The organism is Anaerobiospirillum sp. NML120449 (assembly GCF_023051105.1).
Lineage (GTDB): Bacteria > Pseudomonadota > Gammaproteobacteria > Enterobacterales > Succinivibrionaceae > Anaerobiospirillum.
The window spans coordinates 1-20,704 of record NZ_JALKIL010000049.1; the positions used below are offsets into that span (position 1 = coordinate 1).

Annotated in this window: 15 protein-coding genes; 14 read left to right on the plus strand and 1 reads right to left on the minus strand. The window is 51.0% G+C overall.

Annotated elements, in window-relative coordinates; all coding sequences use genetic code 11:
• From MXE41_RS11270 to glaH, 7 genes are all read left to right on the plus strand, one after another.
• On the plus strand, window positions 1-90 hold a 90-nt coding region (locus MXE41_RS11270; protein WP_247100573.1), incomplete at its 5' end, for a hypothetical protein.
• A 376-nt stretch (window positions 91-466) separates the two neighbouring features.
• Window positions 467-1,003 carry a preprotein translocase subunit SecE gene (gene secE, locus MXE41_RS11275; RefSeq protein WP_246978796.1) on the plus strand — a complete coding sequence of 179 codons (537 nt, stop codon included), beginning with the start codon at window positions 467-469 and terminating at the stop codon, window positions 1,001-1,003.
• 286 nt (window positions 1,004-1,289) lie between these two features.
• Window positions 1,290-1,841, plus strand: coding sequence for a transcription termination/antitermination protein NusG (gene nusG / locus MXE41_RS11280; RefSeq protein WP_246978799.1), 552 nt, complete (start codon window positions 1,290-1,292; stop codon window positions 1,839-1,841).
• 930 nt (window positions 1,842-2,771) lie between these two features.
• Window positions 2,772-3,107 carry an ATP-binding protein gene (locus MXE41_RS11285; RefSeq protein WP_348647434.1) on the plus strand — a complete coding sequence of 112 codons (336 nt, stop codon included), beginning with the start codon at window positions 2,772-2,774 and terminating at the stop codon, window positions 3,105-3,107.
• A 1,607-nt stretch (window positions 3,108-4,714) separates the two neighbouring features.
• Window positions 4,715-6,067, plus strand: a complete 1,353-nt coding sequence (locus MXE41_RS11290) for an MFS transporter (RefSeq protein ID WP_246978795.1) — start codon at window positions 4,715-4,717, stop codon at window positions 6,065-6,067.
• A gap of 247 nt (window positions 6,068-6,314) precedes the next feature.
• Window positions 6,315-7,529 carry an L-2-hydroxyglutarate oxidase gene (gene lhgO, locus MXE41_RS11295; RefSeq protein WP_247100564.1) on the plus strand — a complete coding sequence of 405 codons (1,215 nt, stop codon included), beginning with the start codon at window positions 6,315-6,317 and terminating at the stop codon, window positions 7,527-7,529.
• A 394-nt stretch (window positions 7,530-7,923) separates the two neighbouring features.
• Window positions 7,924-8,880, plus strand: coding sequence for a glutarate dioxygenase GlaH (glaH, locus tag MXE41_RS11300; RefSeq protein WP_247100565.1), 957 nt, complete (start codon window positions 7,924-7,926; stop codon window positions 8,878-8,880).
• A gap of 375 nt (window positions 8,881-9,255) precedes the next feature.
• Here glaH and MXE41_RS11305 read toward each other — a convergent pair whose 3' ends face one another.
• Window positions 9,256-10,023 (minus strand): DeoR/GlpR family DNA-binding transcription regulator, encoded by a 768-nt coding sequence (locus MXE41_RS11305; protein WP_247100566.1) that lies wholly within the window; start codon window positions 10,021-10,023, stop codon window positions 9,256-9,258.
• A 566-nt stretch (window positions 10,024-10,589) separates the two neighbouring features.
• Here MXE41_RS11305 and MXE41_RS11310 point away from each other — a divergent pair.
• The 7 genes from MXE41_RS11310 to rpoB all read left to right on the plus strand — a co-directional run bounded on the left by MXE41_RS11310 (window position 10,590) and on the right by rpoB (window position 20,520).
• On the plus strand, window positions 10,590-11,684 hold the full coding sequence (locus MXE41_RS11310; protein ID WP_247100567.1) for a DUF4432 family protein: 1,095 nt from the start codon (window positions 10,590-10,592) through the stop codon (window positions 11,682-11,684).
• 689 nt (window positions 11,685-12,373) lie between these two features.
• Window positions 12,374-12,802 carry a 50S ribosomal protein L11 gene (rplK, locus tag MXE41_RS11315; RefSeq protein WP_246978790.1) on the plus strand — a complete coding sequence of 143 codons (429 nt, stop codon included), beginning with the start codon at window positions 12,374-12,376 and terminating at the stop codon, window positions 12,800-12,802.
• A gap of 3 nt (window positions 12,803-12,805) precedes the next feature.
• The gene (rplA, locus tag MXE41_RS11320; protein WP_246978789.1) at window positions 12,806-13,522 is read left to right on the plus strand and encodes a 50S ribosomal protein L1; all 717 of its coding nucleotides are present in this window, start codon (window positions 12,806-12,808) and stop codon (window positions 13,520-13,522) included.
• Between the two features lie 353 nt (window positions 13,523-13,875).
• Entirely contained in the window at window positions 13,876-14,385 is a 510-nt protein-coding gene (gene rplJ, locus MXE41_RS11325; protein WP_246978788.1) for a 50S ribosomal protein L10, read from the plus strand.
• Between the two features lie 132 nt (window positions 14,386-14,517).
• On the plus strand, window positions 14,518-14,889 hold the full coding sequence (gene rplL, locus MXE41_RS11330; RefSeq protein ID WP_246978787.1) for a 50S ribosomal protein L7/L12: 372 nt from the start codon (window positions 14,518-14,520) through the stop codon (window positions 14,887-14,889).
• 572 nt (window positions 14,890-15,461) lie between these two features.
• Window positions 15,462-15,737, plus strand: a complete 276-nt coding sequence (locus tag MXE41_RS11335) for a hypothetical protein (RefSeq protein WP_247100568.1) — start codon at window positions 15,462-15,464, stop codon at window positions 15,735-15,737.
• Between the two features lie 301 nt (window positions 15,738-16,038).
• Window positions 16,039-20,520, plus strand: coding sequence for a DNA-directed RNA polymerase subunit beta (gene rpoB, locus MXE41_RS11340; protein ID WP_246978786.1), 4,482 nt, complete (start codon window positions 16,039-16,041; stop codon window positions 20,518-20,520).
• Window positions 20,521-20,704 lie beyond the last annotated feature (184 nt).

Consider the following 20,704-nt stretch of genomic DNA (forward strand, 5'->3'; position numbering starts at 1 on the left):
CCAGTAGCCATGGCCGCTGGTGAGCGCTTCGCTATCCGTGAGGGTGGCCGTACCGTAGGCGCCGGTGTTGTAGGCAGCATCATCGAGTAATTGTTACCTCAGGTAATGAATGCTCCAGTCAGCTTTGACTGACTGAAAAAAGCCGCAGTTATCATCTGATACTGCGGTTTTTTTATCGCCTTATGGCCATGAATTTTCCGCCCCTGATATGTCCTGTTTTCACTTTGCCTTACAGCGGACCCAAAGGCTGAAATCAGCATGAAAAAGCCCGCCAAATTGCCCTTTCAGGTTGACTATTGGTATGGGATCAGGTATTTTTTAGGGCTTTGGAAGATTGATCTTTCACCTCTGCCGGCCCGGGTTCAGTCACTCAGACTCACAGCGTTTGGGCATGACTGCCAGGAGGTCATTGAGATAAAAGGCCGGTCAGGCGACCAGTTATGACGTTTCCGTCAGGAATTTTCAGATGAGCGAAACTAAGAATGGTAAGCAGCCAGGTGGCGCTGTTACCAAAAAAGACAAGACAGCAAATGCTGCTGCAAAGAACAAAAAGACCGATCTTAAAGTAGCCGAAGCCAAAAAGAATGAGGTTAAGAAGGTCGACACTAAGAAGGCCAGGCAGGTTGAAACCGGCTCCCGTGGCAAGGACATGTTCTTATGGTTCGTCTCCTTAGCTCTGCTGGTAGCCGCTATTGGTGGTAACTACTACTACACCAGATACGTTATGCTCGATGAGGGCTCCCTTGAGCGTCTGGGCCGTGTAGCCATTGTGATCGTTACCATTCTGGCCGGTCTTGCCGTAACTCTCTTTACTGAAAAGGGCAGAAAGCTTCTGACCTTCGGCCGTGACTCCTACACCGAGCTGCGCAAGGTAGTGTGGCCGGCCCGTAATGAGGCCATGCAGACCACTGCAATCGTATTCGTTGCCGTAGTTGCCGTAAGTCTGTTCTTGTACGTCTGTGATCTGGCTTTCTTACAGATAGTGCGCTTAATTACAGTCTAAATTTACAGGGTAATCTCAGATGTCCGATTTAGAAAACAAGGTTGAAGAGCAGGCCGCTGAGCAGGCAAATGAGCAGATGCAGGCTGTAGAGCAGAATGCTGCAGCTGCTGATGATGCTCCTTTCTTATCTGATGACGAGGCTTCCTCCGACGCCCCATTCTTATCTGCCGAAGAGACCGCCGCTGCTGAAGAAGAGCAGAGCAAGGTTGAAAAAGATAAGAAGACTGCCCGTGACAAGAAGAAGGCTGCCATCAACTTAAAGGGTCCGGTCAAGAAGCTTGAGCCAATGGATCCAAGCGAAGTTGAAATGCGCTGGTACTTTATCCAGGCTTTCTCCGGCTACGAGCAGCGCGTTGCCCAGACTCTGGCAGAGCGTATCAAGATTCACCAGATGGAAGACTACTTCGGTGAGATCCTGGTACCACGCGAGAAGGTTAAGGATATCAAGGACGGCAAGCGCCGTGACAGTGAACGCAAGTTCTTCCCAGGCTATGTCATGGTCGAGATGAAGATGACCTCTGATTCATGGCAGCTGGTTAAGCACACCGAGCGCGTGCTGGGCTTCATCGGCGGCACTCCAGAGCGTCCTCTGCCAATCTCCAAAATTGAGGCCGAGCGTATTCTCAACCGCTTAAGAGAGACCTCTGAGGCTCCACGTCCTAAGACCCTCTTTGAGGTTGGCGAGCAGGTTCGTGCTACCGAAGGCGCCTTTAAGGACTTCTCCGGTACCGTTGAGAGCGTTGACTACGAAAAGAGCCGCCTGACTGTTTCCATTGCCATTTTCGGCCGCGCTACCCCTGTAGAGCTCGAATTTGGCCAGGTAGAAAAGGAAGTCTAAGCTTATACGGAGTAAGCTCCGTATTGCCCAGGGCTGAACCGGCAGGTTCCAGCAACCCTCCAGGCTGTGACTTTCTTTCACTGTAAAAAAGGATGACCCCTTATCGGAGTCATCCTTTTTTATGCTTATTTGCAGATGAGTGCAATGTGCCACTGAGCAGTTCAGCCCTGAATTTTCTTCAGAGCTCCGCAAGTGCACCACAGCACAATGACCTTTTCAGGCCTCAGGTCAGCTTCGTTCCCCGCATCACCGCCCAGATCATTTCCCTCCTGCACAGGCATTTTGCCATGCTCCTCATACGCTGCGCTTCAGCATAATAGTGTCTGCATCACAGGCAGACAGCCATTTCCCTCGCTTCATTCAGTCTTATCCACTCCTCATCCAGCCTTACCCACTCCTCATCCAGCCTTGCCACTCCTCATCCAGCCATTGCCATCTATTCTTCCAGAATGGCAGCGCGCAACTCAGACTCTGCTGTCCTGCATATTTCCCAGCTTACGTCTGCACTTCCATTTCCTTTCTAATCACAAATCCTGTTACCTTCTATCGCTTTAGTGAAGCAGGATTACAGCCTTTGACATTTTCAGTCATATACCTTTAACAGCCACTTTGCACGCTGTCATGCTTTGAGGTTCTGCTGGGTATGTCGAAACTGCTGAGCAAGATCTGCTTAGTAAGGGGGCGTGCCTTGACGGGGAAGATTCGATATTTGCAGCCGTTTGGCGGCCGCTGAGTGCATCGTTAAAAGCTGAATGTCGGGGAAATCAAAGAGGGGTATTGGGAGGGAGATGGCCGATTGACTAATCAGGCTTCCTGTACAAAAGAATAGGGGGTGCCTGTTGCCATGGCATAGTAGACAGGTTTAATAAGGCAGGTCTGCCAAAAGGCTTTGCGGCATCCGGGTTCAATTCTAATGATTGCTGTACCGATATTGAACTTGTGAAGCTACTGGCACAAGGCGACTGGATTAACCAGGGCTATAGTGTAGTACTGCAGGGGCCTCCTGGTCTTGGAAAAACCCTGCTGGCCATTGAATTTGGTAGAACTGCCATTTACAAAGGATACTATACCTTATTCATTAATGCCAGGGATTTGTATTCCAAACTGCAGCTGATCCGGCAGCGTTATGGGACCAGCCTTTGCTCTGAGCAGATGCTTTACTGCAGTAAGCTGTTGATTGTCGATGACATCGGTCACGCATATGTAGACGGTAAGCTCATGATCGATCTGTTCTGCAATCTTACAGAACTGAGAACGGTTATATAGATGAGTCGGTCTTCATCATGTGCCGACAATCAGAGCACCTTAAGACCTGCCAGGGACAGAGATAAACCAACAAGGCATATTTTCAAGACAGATATCACCCTGTATTGCGGCTTATGCAACCGTCATCACATTACTTTTCCGCACGCACAGCACTTCTACAGTAATACACTTTACAAAATAAAGACTAAAGCATTATCACCAGTGCAGCTAATCTAATCTAATCGAATCTGCAAAACAATAAATCCATGCAGTCAGAGCAGCAGTTGACGTTCCGGTCTTTTTAGAGACTGATGCGTCTGATAATATTTTGTAAAGTGTTTTGCATACGATATGGAATCTGACTGGTACCGTCAGTACCTGAACATTCAAAAGAACTACTGTTACCTGGCATGAACAAAATAAAAGTGATTATTGCAGCTCCATAAACTTGCATTGCCTGAATAACCACACGCAGTAACGCTTTATAAATCCTTATGTAATATCATGCTTGTTGTGCGGTTCGGTTATGCAGCCCGGTTGTGCTGCTCAGTTGCGCAGCTCTGATATGTATGTGCACGTCTTATTTCGTGGGGGACTGTTCTACTGAACATGCGGAGCATGCTGCATGGGGTGATGGGCTGCATCAGGCGGATTTAAAGTGGGCATTGTTGGAGCCTCAGCCGCACCTGCAGCCGCAGCTGTAGCCTCAGCTGCCGCTGCAGGCGGGGTTTTAGACTGTTGTTGCAGGCTGCTGCAGGCAGGTAATGAGTTTTGTGTGGTGAGAAGCTGCGCAATATTGGCGTTGCTTGCTGAGACTGTGCCCTTATTTACTGCTGAAACTGCAGTATTTTGACCATGTGCTCTTATTTTTGCGACTCCGGTCATGTGTGCTGCGCACATGGCTGTCAAACGGTATCAGTAAAAATTATTGAAAAGCCTGTATTGCGCCAAAACAAGGCGTGCCCCGCATTTTCACCGAGAAATACCGGTAAACCCTTCCAAAAATACCTCAAGGACGCTATCTCCACACGCTACAGCACTCTTATCCAGTCAAAAGTCTTAGTGACCTGCCATGTAAAGTACCATGTCCAGCGCATGCTCCTTGTGCAGTATTTGGAGGTCTTAGTTAACAACCGCTTATTTATCGCTTTTGTACTGGTGCTGTGGCGCGAAAAAATTACTCACAGATACCGTGATAAAACACCGCCTTTTCCAAACAGTGCACTCATGTGATCAGACTCACGGCCATACGCCAAATAAGGTACAAAAGCGGTTTTTACGTGATGCAGCTCATAATTTGTGTTTGTCTGTCTGTATTCCTTTGCCTATTCTTAAGTCATGTTTTTCATGGTTTGAATTTGCCTGCCTTGTACTTTGCAAATATTCAGTCTGTACCAGATTACAGCCGGTGTTATGGGGCTGTAGCCCTGCGCGTGTATCCATAAGAGGTACAGATTTCTGTCAGCAAACTGAGGTATGAGCCCGGTGTTTTAAGCGTTTGCACCGGAACACTTTTAACAGTGCAGTACCTTGAGTACTGCCGCGTCTGTCCGCAGTTTTGTGCTTCTGTTGATGCGGTCAGACGGTACTTGTCTGTTAAATGAACAGGAAACATTAAGGAGACGACAGTGAGAACTGAGACTGTAACCCTAAGCACCTCAGATCGCGTCAAGTCGATTCTGGCGGCAAGCTCCGGTAACTTTGTGGAGTGGTTTGATTTCTATATCTACATCTCACTTGCCAAATACTTTACCCATCACTTCACTCAGACCAGTGATGACATCATGGGCCTTATCATTACCTTTGGTGTGTTCTCCATTGGCTTCTTTATGCGCCCTATAGGCAGTCTGGTATTTGGTTCCATGGCTGATCGCATAGGACGTCAGAAGACCATGATTTATGCCATCATCATGATGTCTCTGGGCAATTTCATGATTGCCGCCATTCCATCTCAGGAGTCCATAGGCGCATGGGCGCTGCTGCTTCTGACTCTGGTGCGCATGATTCAGGGTATTTCCGTAGGCGGTGAGGGTGGCCTTGTTGCTACTTATATTTCTGAGATGTCCACCCCTGGTAACCGTGGTTTCTTCTCGTCCTTACAGTATGTAACTCTTATTGCTGCCCAGTTTGCTGCTCTGGCCTGTGTATGGGGCGCAGTTGAAATATTTGGCGAGCAGAACATGAAGGATTATGCATGGCGTTATCTCTTTGTCTTTGCCGGTATTCTCGCTCTGGGATCTATTTTCCTGCGCCGCAAGATGCATGAGAGTGCTCAGGAACTTAATGTTGAGGATGAGAGCAAAGGTACTCTCAAGACCCTGTGGGAGTACAGAAAGTACTGTCTGCTGGTATTTGGCCTAAGTGCTACCGGCTCCATGTGCTACTACAACTTCACTGCCTATATGAATACCTTCCTTGAAAAGAGCGCCGGATTTGACTCTCAGACCGCCCGCTTCCTGTCCTTGCTGTTACTTGCTTTTGGTATGTTTATTCAGCCATTCATGGGTATGCTGGGTGACCGCATAGGCGTAAGAAAGATGCTGGCTATTTTCTCGGCAGTTGGTTTTATCACAGTGTTCCCTCTGATGAGCGGCATTATCAACGCAGGACCTGCCGGCTGGAACAGTCCTTTTATCGCCTTTGCTCTTGCCTGCATCGGTCTTATTGTTACCGGCTTCTACACCTCAATTTCAGGTGTAGCCAAAGCTACGCTCTTCCCTGAAAAGGTCAGAGCTCTGGGTACCTCATTCCCATATGCCATTGGTGTTGCCATGTTTGGCGGTACCGTTCCAAGTGTGGCTCTGTGGTTTAAGCAGGGTGGCCCATACGGAACTGAAGTAGTTGACGGCCAGGAGCAGATTGCAACCCTGGGCATACCGGAATGGGCTTACTTTGTCTACATCATGGTCTTCCTCGTTGCATGCTTCTTTGTAGCCATCAACATTCCAAAGAAGACCGAGCTTGAACTCCAGCGTGGCTGATAAACGCAGGAGGTCACAACAAAGGCTGCCAGGCCGGCCGCCGGCGATGCCGATACAGCTGCCCTTGCCGGGCAGACCGCCGGCGATGCCGGTCCTGCGGGCCTTGCCGGGCTGACAGAATGGCCATGACAGCACAGCTGTCATGGCCAGAGCTTCAGGTCATACACGGACCTGCAGGGCAGCCATTAATATGCGGTGAATTACTGTCCTGTCTCAGTATGTGCAGGACATAACAAAGGAATCTCAAGTGTACGACTTTGCAATTATAGGTGGCGGCATTATTGGCATGTCCGTAGCCATGCAACTCAAGGAAAAGCTGCCTGATGCTTCAGTGGTGGTCCTGGAGAAAGAAAATGGCCTTGCCGAACATCAGACTGGACATAACAGTGGTGTTATTCACGCCGGAGTCTATTACACCCCGAATACTCTCAAGGCCCGCTTTTGCTATGAGGGCAACAGGCTGACCCGGGAGTTCTGCGACAACAACGGTATCAAATACGACATCTGCGGCAAACTGCTGGTAGCCACCAACGAGCTGGAAATGGAGCGCATGGAGGCTCTGTGGACGCGCACTGAAGCCAACGGTCTGGAGCGCTATCGTCTGGATGCTGCGCAGCTTAGGGAACGTGAGCCCAATATTGTGGGACTGGGCGGAATCTATTTCCCTTCAAGTGGCATTGTCAGCTACAGGGAAGTTACCAGGGTAATGGGCAGACGCTTTGAGGAGAAGGGAGGAAAGATCTGTCTTGGGGCTGAGGTATTTGAGCTTGGTGAGTATTCCGATCATGTGCAGATAAAAACCACCAGAGGACGTTTTGCGGCCCGCTACCTTATCAGCTGCCCGGGACTGATGTCAGATCGCGTAGTCAAAATGCTCTGCATTGAACCTGATTTTGTTATCTGTCCTTTCCGTGGTGAGTACTACCGTCTGGCGCCAAAGTACAACCAGGTGGTCAAGCACCTTATCTATCCTGTGCCTGATCCTTCCATGCCTTTCCTTGGTGTACATCTGACGCGCATGATTGACGGCAGTGTCACTGTAGGACCAAATGCCGTGCTGGCCTTTATTCGTGAGGGCTATAAGAAGACAGACATGTGCTTTCTTGAGATGGCTCAGATGGCCGCTCACCCAGGCATACGCAAGGTATTGCGCACCCACTTCAGAGCCGGTCTTTCCGAGATGAAGAACTCGCTGTTCAAAAGCGGCTATCTCAAGCTGGTGAACAAGTACTGCCCTGTTATCAAAAAAGATGATCTCCTGCCTTATCCGGCTGGTGTTCGTGCTCAGGCAGTGAGCAACGATGGCAGGCTTATTGAGGACTTTATCTTCGTTAAGACCAGACGCAGCGTTAATGTCTGCAATGCTCCAAGTCCGGCAGCAACATCAGCCCTGCCTATTGGCCGTCATATCCTTGAGCAGGTAGACGAAATGATTGCCCAGTCCTCAAGTCAGGCTGTATAGCTTGCAGCCAGTGCAGCATACACGTCATCGTGCTTATGCAGCGACAGAGCCGTCTGCACATTGAGCAGCGCATCAACAGGTGCCAGCTGCGCAGCAAGCGGCAGCATCAACCGCCTGTTCGAGCGGGTTCGTGTTACGCAGCAAGCGGCAGCATCGGACGCCAGCTGCATCGCGACCAGCTGTATATGTACCGGTCAAGTCATAACAGACAGTCAGTTAAATCAGAAATCTTAAGTCAGTCAAACATGTAAAGTTCAGCAGACAGAACATAAGGAAGTCCTGCCTGTATCAGCAACATGATGAGTTGCAGTTTGAAGAGATCCGGGAGCATTAAAGGCTCAATAAAGTTTAGTTGGTGAGTTCAAAACTCAGAAAATTTACCAGGAGAGGGTCTATGTCTCAGCCAGTTTTCCAGTGTGAACAGTTCAGCGTCACCCCGTCAGCTATTTCACCTCGTCTGCTGCAGGTAGAGTTTAAAGAGAGTGTTGTTGCTTCCTATCTCAAGGAGATGGAGCGTTATCCAATTCAGGCTTTGGAGTACAAGTCATTTCTGCGTTTCCGTGCCGCTCAGATTTTAAACAATCTGTGTGAGGGCAAGCTGCGCGATGTTCTGATGAAAAGTCTGGTAGATCGTCAGCATGGAGCTCTGCTGGTTAACCCTCAGGGTATTTGCAGAGCTGAGCAGGGCGATGACATGGTCAAGATTGCTACGGCCTTTGTTCACCTTATCGGCCGTTCCAACTTCGATGCCATGACCGGCACCTTCTATGCCCGCTGGGCTGTGGTCAACACCGACAACTCTGACAGTTATCTGCGCCAGCCTCGCAAGCCTCTGGAGCTGCACAATGACGGTACCTACGTCAATGAGCCTACAGATTATGTGCTCATGTATAAGATAGACGAGCAGAACATGGTCGGTGGCGACTCAACCCTGCTGCACGTGGATGACTGGGAAGACCTCGGCCGCTTCTTCAGCAATCCGCTGGCCCGCCGTCCAATCAAGTGGTCTGCTCCTCCAAGCAAGAATGTAAGAGCACCTGTTTATCATCCGGTCTTTGAAGTAGATAACGAGGGTCGCCCTGTAATGCTCTACATCGATCAGTTTGCTCAGCCAAAGGACTTTGAAGAGGGTACATGGCTTGCCGACATGGGTGACTCCCTTGAAAACAGTCCTGCAAAGCTTTCCTTCCCTGTACCTGTAGGTCAGTTCCTGCTTATCAACAACTGGTTCTGGCTCCACGGACGCGACAAGTTTGAGTCTCACCCTCAGCTGCGCCGTGAGCTGATGCGTCAGCGTGGTTACTTCAGCTTTGCAACCAATCCGTTTACTGCAGGACGCACTTCTGACTGACAAAATGCTTTGACCCCGTATGAGTTACCTGCAGTGGCTTCGTGTGAGACATCTTCTGTCAGCGTCAGAGCTGCCATATGGTAAAACGCCCCAAACATTGTGGTTGCATGCTGGCAGTCGTCCATAATATAAAGTCCCAAAGTCAGTTTACAAAATACATACGGAAGTATTAAGCGTCTTACAGCTTATCTCATCTGCAAAAAATAAAGCCAGGCAGACCAGCAATGGTCGAGCCTGGCTTTTTCTTTATGCATGGGGTGATGCCAGCAGCTGCTGCGGCGGCTACTGCAGCATCAGCGGCTGCAGCTGGCACACCTGTCAGCTGCGGCGTCTGCCCGGTTGTGACGGCAGGGGCTGGGTTGCAGCCCATGGCGGTCAGTTGAAGGGCACCATAATCAGGTCGCAGCCGGCCTTGAGCAGGGCATTGCGCCCTGAATCGCTCAGAGCAGCATCAGTAATGATCATGTTAATCATACCTGCCGGTACAGCTATATAGGTTGCTACCTGACCGTATTTGCTTGAGTCGCAGATAAGGTAGCGCTGTCTTGCCATGCGAGCTACATGCTGCTTTACCGGTACCTTGTCCGGATCAGGAGTGGTAATACCCCGGCTGTCAAAGGACGAGGCTGACAAAAAGGCCATATCAAGTGACAGTCCATCCAGGGTATTAACCGCAAGATGACCAACAGTTGAGAGGTTCTGGGCTCTGACAAGACCGCCGACCATAATGACTGTGTTGTTGCTGTTAACTGCCAGATTATGGGCAACCACCAGATCATTGGTGACTATTGTCAAATCAGAGCGGTGGTACAGGAATTTGGCCATAGCCAGAGAGGTAGTACCGGCATCAAGATAAATACAGCTGCTCTCAGGAATCATGCCTGCAGCTTCACGACCTATATTGTCTTTCTGAATACCGCACAGCAGGGATTTTTCATCGTGCGATGGCTCACAATGCAGTCTGTTAGTTGCGCGAACTCCACCTGTTACCTGCATTACAAGGCCATCAGCCTCAAGCTTGCCCAAATCTCTTCGTATGGTCATCTGGGATACTCCCAGCTGTGAAGCAAGATCAGCAATGGAAACAAAAGGGGCCTGTTTCAAATTGGCCAGAATGGCTTCTCTTCTTGCCAGTGGAATCATGGGCCTTCTCCTGGTTCAATAATTGGTCTTCAGTTGCTTTAAGTACATGCCTGATGGGGCTGCCCTGTCATCAGTTACGCGCCTCAACCAGCCTGGTAATGACTCTCGCCTGGCACGGACTTAACTGACGCTGTCTATATTGTATATGGCATCAGCTGTGATTGTTGTCCTCTCTGCAGTTAAGCAATGCAGCCTGCAAGAAGAGCTGTGCCACGCAGACTGCCGGGGAAGCTGGGACGGACGGGGCGCAAGGTCTGCCTGGGATGCCGGGCGGGGCGGGCTGAGCAGGCGGCCATATACTTTGGGCAGTGACTGACAGATGATGGTGGTTTTGCTCTGCAATTTTGCAGCGGTAAAGTGTGAGTTTATACACATCATGTGGCGCTGAAAGTAAGTAGACTTTCCTCTGGTGTGCGGCTTTTCCTTTAATGGGGTGGCGGAACACCCTCCTGGAGTTTTGATCCGGGGCCTGGGCAGGTGCCCGTCATGGTCGCTCAGGCTGGCTCCGGGGCTGTTATGGTCACGGGAGTTGTTTTGGTTTGGTGCATGGAAGTGTCAGGTGAGATATGGACAGACTTGCGTATTGTGGACATCCTTTTCAGCTTTATGGGGTTGAGGAGCAGCGTCTGTGCGGTGGACGTGCAGAGGGTATGAGAGTGCTTGAGGTCAAGAACGGTCTTGGTCTTAACTTTACTGTGCTGCTCGATCGCGGCTGCGGCATTGCCCGTCTGTCTTACCGGGGTATTAACTGCTCATTTATGTCGGCATCAGGCCTGCGCCGCCCTGAATACTATGAGCACGGTGGTGGTGACCAGTCATTTCTGCGTTCCTTCCATGCAGGCTTTCTTACTACCTGTGGTCTGTTTAATGTTGGTGTTGCCTGTTCCGATGGCGGAGAACAGACCTGTCTGCATGGCGATCTGGACAATATACCTGTGGAGAGCTGGCACTGGTGGACAGGTGAAGATGGCAACCTGCATATTGAGGCCCTTATCAGAGTAGAGCAGATCTTCTATCACAAGGCCGTGCTGCGCCGTCATTTCACTGTTGGACTGGAACGCAGTTTTCTTACCATTGAGGACAGGGTGACCAATACGGGCTCGACCGTATGTCCGGTCATGATTCTTTACCACATGAATATGGGCTATCCGCTGCTTGATGAGGACACCAGGCTGTTTATTAATTCAACTTCGTATCAGCCCCGTACTGAGATTGCGGCCAGTGATGCCGCCAGATGGAATGTCATCACAGCTCCAGAACACAACTATCAGGAGCGCTGCTACTACCATTCGTTCAGGGGAACTACAGCTGCCGGGCATGAGGGGCGCAGTGCCATTGCTGCTGTCTACCAGCCTAAACACGATCTTGGTCTGGCTGTCAGCTTTGATCCTGAAAATCTGCCTTTCTTTACTCAGTGGAAGCAGTGCGGCTACCGTGATTACGCTTTGGGACTGGAGCCGGGCAACAGCCACTGCGATGGCCGTAATCTGATGCGCAGACAGGGCATGCTGCGAGAGATGGGGCCAGGCGAGCAGGCCGACTTCCACGTTCAGGTTGATTTCTTCAGCGGAGAAGACTCATTTAACTCCATAAGGGAGCAGTGGGCTACCACAGCAGATGGTGTACCTGCCCTGAACAGCAAACTGCCAGACTGGCTGTAGGCGCATCTGCCCATACGCAGGGTCGGGGCACGCTGAGCAGGCATCTGCCACCGTAAGGTCGAGGCACGCTGTGCAGGCATCTGCTCAACAGGACTTACTTGTCTGCTAAGTCAGAAAGGGCATGGCGGGTATGGGCAGAGCATGAGCATGGCCTGAGGGCTCACTTTTAAGAGGTCCGTTTACTGGCTGGAGGTGTCCGGCTGCTGTGAACGGGCCTTTACTTTTATCTGGGCCATGGTCGTGCGTCATTTATGTCGTGAGGGGCTGTCAGGAAATGCCGGTGCCGGGAGCAATTAACAGACTGGGGCGTGTGTTGTTTCGTGTGCTGGATGGGGTGTGTTGCGCTGGATATATGCTGCGCTGGGCGGGAATGCTGGATGGCGTGTTTGAGATGCGGTGTTATGGGGGCTGCGGCGGGGTCGTGAGAACTTAACAAAATTATAAAAAGAGGCTAATAAAAGTTATTGATCTCACAAAATGGATACTGTAGAATATTTAGGATTTACTGTTTTGTGATGCAGATCTCATTTTTTGAGAATGCAATGCAGAATGGTTCTGAACGATTTCCTGATTAATCCGCCAGCCCTGACGGTCTGGGGATAAGGGAAGCGCCGACGGCACAGCAGCATTGCTGCAGCCCGGCCGGGCAGCCGGCGACGCGCGATACCCAATTAGAGAGTTATTAAAAAATGGCAAAGAAAGTTTCTGCCTATATCAAGCTGCAGGTTGGCGCCGGTAATGCCAATCCAGCTCCACCAGTTGGTCCTGCCTTAGGTCAGCATGGTGTTAACATCATGGAGTTCTGCAAGGCCTTCAACGCCCACACTGCAAAGCTCGAGAAGGGTGCTCCAGTTCCAGTAGTAATTACTGTTTACGCTGACAAGTCCTTCACCTTCATCACCAAGACCCCACCAGCTTCCTTCTTAATCAAGAAGGCCTTAAACATCCAGACCGCTTCTCACAAGCCTGGTAAGGAAATCGCCGGTAAGATCACCATGGCCCAGTGCCTTGAGATCGCCAAGGTCAAGGAGCCTGACATGACTGGTGCAGATCTGGAAGCTTCTGCCCGTACTATCGCTGGCACTGCCCGTTCCATGGGTATTCAGGTCGAGGAGTAAGAGATGGCAAAGTTATCCAAGCGCATGAAGGAAATCCGTTCCATCATCGACCGCAACCGTGAGTACGACGTTAACGAGGGTTTTGAGACCTTAATCAAGACCGCCAAGGCCAAGTTTGTTGAGTCTGTTGACGTTGCCATTCAGCTGGGCATCGACCCAACCAAGTCCGACCAGAACATCCGTGGTGCTACTGTATTACCTAACGGTACCGGCCGCACTGTTCGCGTTGTAGTCTTCACCCAGGGCGAGAAGGCCGAGCAGGCCAAGGCTGCCGGTGCTGACTTCGTAGGTATGGATGAGCTGGCTCACGAGATCAAGCAGGGCAAGTCTGACTTTGACGTAGTTATCGCCTCTCCAGACGCCATGCGTGTTGTAGGCCAGTTAGGTCAGATCCTCGGTCCACGTGGTTTAATGCCTAACCCTAAGGTTGGCACCGTAACCCAGGACGTTGCTACCGCTGTTAAGAATGCCAAGTCCGGTCAGGTTCGTTACCGTAACGACAAGACTGGTGTTATCCAGGCTTCCATCGGCAAGGTCAACTTCACTCCAGCTCAGCTGACCGAGAACCTCAACGCTTTATTAAGCGCTATCGTCAAGGCCAAGCCAGCTACCTCCAAGGGTACCTTCATCAAGAAGGTTGCCATCTCCACTACTATGGGTGGCGGTATCACCGTTGACAAGAGCACCTTAAAGACCGATCGTTCCGGTTCTGCCAGCTAATTAAGCTGTAAGATGCTCAGGCCTGCTGCAGACTGTATCTGCAGTTGAGCCCGCCCCGACAGGGTACAGGTTTGCCCGACCTGTCGGGGCCAGAATTGTGCCTGGATACTGGCACTACAGTTTTTGGCCGGGAGCTTATCTCCCACCAAAGACCGCAGGGGGAAGTATCCTTAATCATCCTGCGCAGGCGGAAATTAGCTCTATGGGAATCTTCCTTTAGAATTGATATCCGGTAAATTCCCAGCAATGGGACTAACCGTCATGGTTTTGTCTGTCCGCTGGTGTTCTGAATACATCTTATTCAGGATGGAGCGGCCTTTCAGACTGTGACTTTCCAGGAGTCACTGCTAAAAATGGCTTTAAATCTCGAAGACAAGAAGCAGATTGTTGCTGATGTTAGCGAAGTTGCCAAGAAAGCATTATCAGCTGTTTGCGCTGATTCTTGTGGCATCCCAGTAGCCCAGATGACCAAGCTCCGCAAGGAAGCCCGTGAGAACAATGTTTACTTACACGTTGTTCGTAACACCCTCCTTGCCCGTGCCGTTGAAGGCACCGAGTTTGAGTGCATGAAGGACCAGTTCAAGGGCCCAACCTTAATCGGTTTATCTCTTGAGCACCCAGGTGCTGCTGCTCGCTTATTCAAGGATTTTGCCAAGCAGAACGACAAGTTCTCCATCAAGGCTCTGGCTTTCGAAGGCCAGCTGTACGATGGCAAGGACGTCGACGTATTAGCTTCCTTACCAACCTACGAGGAAGGTGTTGCTCAGTTAATGGCTACCATGAAGGAAGCCGCCGCTGGCAAGCTGGTACGTACTTTAGCTGCTTTAGGCGACAAGTTAGGCGCAGAGGGTGGCGCTGCCTGATATCACTGACAGCCAAGCTGCAGTATCAGTTCAGTCTGACCCACCTTAAGGGGCCATGCCCCAATGCTTTTTTGCGGTGTCACATCAGTTTCTGACACCAGTTTTACAGAATTTTTTAAAGGAAGTTTTAAAATGGCTTTATCCAAGGATGAAATCATTAATGCAATTGCTGAAATGAGCGTAATGGAAGTTGTTGAGCTCGTTAAGGCAATGGAAGAGAAGTTCGGTGTTTCCGCTGCTGCTGCCGTTGTTGCCGGTCCAGCTGCCGGTGGTGCTGCTGCCGCTGAGGAGAAGACCGAGTTCGACGTAACCTTAAAGGACGTTGGTGCCAACAAGATCGCCGTTATTAAGGCTGTTCGTGGCGCTACCGGCTTAGGCTTAAAGGAGGCCAAGGACCTCGTTGAGTCTGCCCCAGCCAAGATCAAGGAAGGCGTTTCCAAGGAAGATGCTGAGGCCCTCAAGAAGTCCTTCGAAGAGGCCGGCGCTACTGTTGTTATCGAGTAATAACAGCTGCTCTTCCGGTCCGGATGCATCGATCCGGGCCTGCGGATTTTAATCCGCCGTATTTAAGCCCGAGCTCTCATTTTATGAGGCTCGGGTTCGGTGCCTTAAAATAAAGATGATGCAACAACTGCCATGACAGTTTAGACATCAGCACTCATCTGGACAGTGCCAGGGTCAGCTCTGACCTGATTAAGCAGAGAGCTCATCTATATCTCATGCAATGTCCTGCAGGCCATACGGCCACTTCTATCTTTTACCACTTAAACTGAATTTCAATCTGTAAAAAACTGCAGATATCCTTGAGAACCTCCCCGGTCTCTAGGGCGGCCTGACGAGGCAGCAAGTCTGGAGTTTAACGGTTTCAACCAGTCGGTCCCCGGTCTTCTTAAGACGGTTCCATGCCTGAAGACCAGCATTAATCTACAGCCAGAGGCTCAGTTCGCAGCTGCATCACGCACCTGTGGGCAGTACTGTCCCATGAGACGGTCAGAGATCTGTGTTCATCGCCGCACAGCATGCTGTGCACATCACCCCCCAGACTGCGCCACAGGGCCGGTTTATGTCCGCTTCATATGTCAGCTGCCATGCTGTCTGTATCCGACGTACAGGTGCATGTGAAAGCCAGGGTGATGCAGGTAGATTCTCCTTATTATCATATCCGCCCATCTTTAACAGGGTCTGAGTATCCTGGGATTGCCGGTGCGTATGAGAAAGGTAATTCAGATTTCAAGTCAGCAGATTATAAGGCGGCCGCTTATGCGGCTGTCGGTGTAACTGCAGATAGAAAAAAGACATGCTGGGCAAGATGCCTTTTTGCAGCAGATGCATATAAAGCAGATGATGCCTGACAGTAAAACTGATTTTTATGCAGTTTAAAGCCATCTGAGATGGTAATGCGCCGGACAGCGGCGTTTGTGATTATGTGGTGCCCTCAGGGCAGAACCTAATACATTCAGCTGACTGTTTCGATTAGCTACGCGTCCGGTTCCCCGTACAGGCTGAGCCTGCGGACACTTATGGTGTCGGCAGGGGTATGGCCTTATCTGTTCGGGTCCTGGTTTGCCAGGACAGCCGGACGGCAGCAGGCGGGGCCAGTGGCAGTACCGGCCCGCCAACCGCGACAAAGATCAACCTGAGGATCCCCATTCCATGGTCTACTCGTATACTGAGCAAAAGCGTATCCGTAAGGATTTTGGTAAGAGAGTCAAGGTGCTCGACACTCCATACCTTCTTGCCGTTCAGCTTGATTCCTTTAAACAATTCATCAGCTCTGATCCACTTAACGAAAATGGTTTAGTGGCTGCTTTTAAGAGTGTTTTCCCAATCAAGTCCTACTCGGGAAATGCCGAGCTCTGCTACAACAGCTTCAAGTTAGGTACACCTAAGTTCAACGTGCAGGAATGCATGATTCGTGGTAATACCTACTCCGCTCCTCTCAGAGTCAATCTGTCTCTGATCCGCTACGAGAAGGATGCTCCTAAGACTGTCAAGGAGAAGTTCGACCAGGAAGTCTACATGGGCGAAATCCCATTAATGACTGATAACGGTACCTTCATCATTAATGGTACCGAGCGTGTAGTTGTATCCCAGCTGCACCGTTCTCCAGGTGTCTTCTTTGACAACGACAAGGGTAAAACTCATCCGGGCCGCGTACTGTTCTCCGCCCGTATCATCCCTTACCGTGGTTCATGGCTGGACTTCGAGTTCGATCACCGCGACAACCTCTTTGTACGTATCGACCGTCGCCGTAAGCTGCCTGCTACTGTATTACTGCGTGCTCTTGGTTATAACACCGAGCAGATTCTGGAAATGTTCTTTGATACCGTTGCCATCGAAATCAAGAATGGCAAGCTGTATATGGAACTGGTTCCGGAAAGACTGCGTGGTGAGACTGCCTCCTTTGAGATCCGTCTTGAGGACAAGGTTCTGGTTGAGTCCGGCAAGAAGATTACTGCCCGTCACATCCGTGAGCTCAACAAGGCCGGTGTCAAGTTCATCGAGATTCCAGCCGAGTATCTGATCGGCAAGATCCTGGCCCGTGACTACATGGACAAGGACGGCAAGGTTGTTCTGGGTGCCAACACCGAAATTACTCAGGACAAGCTGCCTCAGCTGGCTTCACTTGGTCTCAAGCAGTTTGAAATCCTCTTCACCTCTCAGGTTGATGAAGGCGCCTTCATTGCTGATACCCTGCGTGGCGATGCTACCCGCGATCTGACCTCTGATGAGGACGATCGTATGGCCGCTCTCTTTGAAATCTACAAGATGATGCGTCCAGGTGAGCCACCAACCAGCGAAGCTGCCGAAAGCCTGTTCAACGGTCTGTTCTTTGACGAGGTCCGCTATGACCTGTCTTCCGTAGGCCGTATGAAATTTGACTCCCGCTTTGTCGAGTCAGGCCGTGTCAAGAGCGCCCTGGAGCGTGCCTTTGCTGATGAGAACTTTGCTCTCAACAGTGAGGAGAGCGGTGTCTACGTAGTTAATGACAATGTTTACATTGCCTACCCTAAGCTGATTTCCGTAATCCGCAACAATCTCGATCAGGCTGATGCTCAGTGCATTCCTAATGTCACTCCTGAGCGCAGCGCTGACAAGCTGCTCGATTTCCTCGACGGTCTGCTCTACAAGGCCAATCCTGACCCAATGGTCAAGGCCGCTGACCGCTTCGTATTCAAGAATGTACACATTGCTGTCAAGGGCAAGGATGCCATCGATCTCGATCGCTGCGTAATCCTCCCTCTGCAGCGCCTGCAGGGCCGCACCACCAATGTTGCCCAGCTGTCAGGCCAGGTTACTACCGGCAAGGGCACCAAGCTGGTTCTGGAGAAGCTTCAGGACGATCTGTATCGCGGAACCCTGTCCCACAACGACATCATCAAGGTCATGCGTTACCTGGTACGTATCCGTAACGGTAAAGAGACCATTGACGATATCGACCACCTGGGCAACCGTCGTATCCGCAGCGTTGGTGAAATGGCTGAAAACCAGTTCCGTATCGGTCTGGTACGTGTTGAGCGCGCCGTTAAGGAGCGTCTGTCTCTGGGCGACCTCGACAGCATTTCTCCACAGGATCTGATCAACGCCAAGCCAATTTCCGCTGCCATCAAGGAGTTCTTCGGTTCTTCTCAGTTATCCCAGTTCATGGATCAGAACAATCCATTATCTGAGGTTACCCACAAGCGCCGTATCTCCGCCCTTGGTCCTGGCGGTCTGACCCGTGAGCGTGCCGGCTTCGAAGTTCGAGACGTACACCCAACTCACTACGGTCGTTTATGTCCAATTGAGACTCCAGAAGGTCCAAACATCGGTCTGATTAACTCTCTGGCTGTGTTTGCCCGCTGCAACGACTATGGCTTCCTTGAGACCCCATACCGTCGTGTAAACAACAACCACGTATCTGAGGACTTTGAGTACCTCTCAGCTATCGATGAGGGTCAGTACGTTATCGCTCAGGCCAATACCGATCTCGACGAGAATGGCAACATCATCGACGAGTACGTACAGTGCCGTTACAAGGGCGAGTCCACAGTACGTCGCGCCAGCGATGTTCAGTTCATGGACGTATCTCCTCAGCAGGTTATTTCCGTAGCTGCTGCTCTGATTCCGTTCCTTGAGCACGACGACGCTAACCGTGCTCTGATGGGTGCCAACATGCAGCGTCAGGCCGTACCTACAGTGCGTTCTGAAAAGCCTTTCGTTGGTACCGGAATGGAGCGTGCCGTAGCCGTAGACTCCGGTGTAGCCATTATTGCCCGTCGTGGCGGTACCATTGAGCACGTTGACGGTAACCGTATCGTAGTACGTGTCAATGAGGATGAGGTTCAGGGCGTAGCCGATCCAGGTGTAGATATCTACAACCTGATCAAGTACACCCGTTCCAACCAGAACACCTGTATTAACCAGCGTCCATGCGTAAGCATTAATGAGCGCGTACAGGCCGGTGACGTACTGGCTGACGGCAGCTCCACCGATCTTGGTGAGCTGGCATTAGGTCAGAACCTGCGTATCGCCTTCATGCCATGGAACGGCTATAACTACGAAGACTCCATCCTGGTTTCTGAGCGTGTAGCTGCCAAGGATCGTCTGACTACCATTCATATTCAGGAAATTTCCTGTATTGCCCGCGACACCAAGCTCGGTCCTGAGGAAATCACTGCTGATATCCCTAACGTAGGTGAGGCAGCCTTATCCAAGCTCGACGAGAGCGGTATCGTTTATGTCGGTGCCGAGGTTGTAGGCGGTGACATTCTGGTAGGTAAGGTAACCCCTAAGGGTGAGACCCAGCTGACCCCTGAAGAGAAGCTGCTGCGCGCCATTTTCGGTGAGAAGGCTTCCGAGGTTAAGGACAGCTCCACCCGCGTACCTAACGGTGTATCCGGTACTGTAGTTGACGTTCAGGTATTCACCCGTGAAGGTGTTGAGAAGGATGCCCGTGCCCGCGAAATCGAAGAGATGCAGCTGGCAAAGGCACGTAAGGATCTGGACGAAGAGTTTGCCTATCTGACCGAAGGTCTGTTAGGTCAGGCCCGTAACATTCTGGTCAAGAACGGCTATACCCGTGCTCAGGTAGACAAGCTTACCGATGCTGATATCTTCAGCCAGAAGGTTGATGATGATCAGGCCAGCCGCTGGCTTGAAGACATTGCCAACCGTCTTGAGGAATACCGTGCCGAGTACAAGGAGAAGTTCAGCGTAATCCGTCACAAGTTAACCGACGGTGATGAGCTCACTCCAGGCGTTCTGAAGATCGTCAAGGTATACCTGGCTGTTAAGCGCCGCATCCAGCCTGGTGACAAGATGGCCGGTCGTCACGGTAACAAGGGTGTTATCTCCAAGATCTGCCCTATTGAGGACATGCCATTTGACGAGAACGGTATGCCAGTAGATATCGTGCTCAACCCTCTGGGCGTGCCTTCACGTATGAACATCGGTCAGGTGCTTGAGGTTCACCTTGGTCTTGCTGCCAAGGGTATAGGTCAGCTCATCGACAGGATGATCGTTGAGAACCGTGCCATGGAAGAGCTGCGCGCCACCTTACAGAAGATCTACGATCTGGGCGACACCTCTCAGAAGGTGGACATTTCTTCCATGTCTGATGACGAAGTAAATGTACTGGCTGAGAACCTGCGTGACGGTATGACCGTTGCCACCCCTGTATTCGACGGCGCCTCTGAAGAGTCCATCAAGGAGCTCCTTGAGCTGGCAGGCCTGCCTAAGTCCGGTCAGATGACTCTGTTTGACGGTACTACCGGCCGTGCTTTCGAGCGTAAGGTAACTGTTGGTTACATGTACATGCTCAAGCTCAACCACCTCGTGGATGACAAGATGCACGCACGTTCTACCGGTTCTTACTCTCTGGTTACCCAGCAGCCACTGGGTGGTAAGGCTCAGTTCGGTGGTCAGCGCTTCGGTGAAATGGAAGTGTGGGCCCTTGAGGCTTACGGTGCTGCCTATACTCTGCGTGAGATGCTGACCGTCAAGTCAGACGACGTAAACGGCAGAACCAAGATGTACAAGAACATCGTCGACGGCGCATATAAGATGGAGGCCAGCATCCCTGAGTCCTTCAACGTATTACTGCGTGAAATCCGCTCACTAGGCATTAACATTGACCTGGTTCGCAAAGACTAATTGCCGCGCTTCCCTGTAAGTATTCAGGGAAGTTTCCGGGCAGTCATGACATGGTTGTGGCTGCCCTGGCAGAGGCTGACCTCTGCAACATCATGCTCATGTCAGAGCCCGGATTAAGATCCGCCCTATTGCAGCATGCTGTCAGCCTCCGATCATCACTTCGCAGGAGAAACTGTTGTGAGTA

Bases quoted from the DNA above. Each gene is read 5' to 3' on its own strand.
- secE (WP_246978796.1), top strand. From the start codon at position 467: ATGAGCGAAACTAAGAATGGTAAGCAGCCAGGTGGCGCTGTTACCAAA.
- nusG (WP_246978799.1), top strand. From the start codon at position 1,290: ATGGATCCAAGCGAAGTTGAAATGCGCTGGTACTTTATCCAGGCTTTC.
- glaH (WP_247100565.1), top strand. From the start codon at position 7,924: ATGTCTCAGCCAGTTTTCCAGTGTGAACAGTTCAGCGTCACCCCGTCA.
- MXE41_RS11305 (WP_247100566.1), bottom strand. From the start codon at position 10,023: ATGATTCCACTGGCAAGAAGAGAAGCCATTCTGGCCAATTTGAAACAG.
- MXE41_RS11310 (WP_247100567.1), top strand. From the start codon at position 10,590: ATGGACAGACTTGCGTATTGTGGACATCCTTTTCAGCTTTATGGGGTT.
- rplK (WP_246978790.1), top strand. From the start codon at position 12,374: ATGGCAAAGAAAGTTTCTGCCTATATCAAGCTGCAGGTTGGCGCCGGT.
- rplA (WP_246978789.1), top strand. From the start codon at position 12,806: ATGGCAAAGTTATCCAAGCGCATGAAGGAAATCCGTTCCATCATCGAC.
- rplJ (WP_246978788.1), top strand. From the start codon at position 13,876: ATGGCTTTAAATCTCGAAGACAAGAAGCAGATTGTTGCTGATGTTAGC.
- rplL (WP_246978787.1), top strand. From the start codon at position 14,518: ATGGCTTTATCCAAGGATGAAATCATTAATGCAATTGCTGAAATGAGC.
- MXE41_RS11335 (WP_247100568.1), top strand. From the start codon at position 15,462: ATGTCAGCTGCCATGCTGTCTGTATCCGACGTACAGGTGCATGTGAAA.
- rpoB (WP_246978786.1), top strand. From the start codon at position 16,039: ATGGTCTACTCGTATACTGAGCAAAAGCGTATCCGTAAGGATTTTGGT.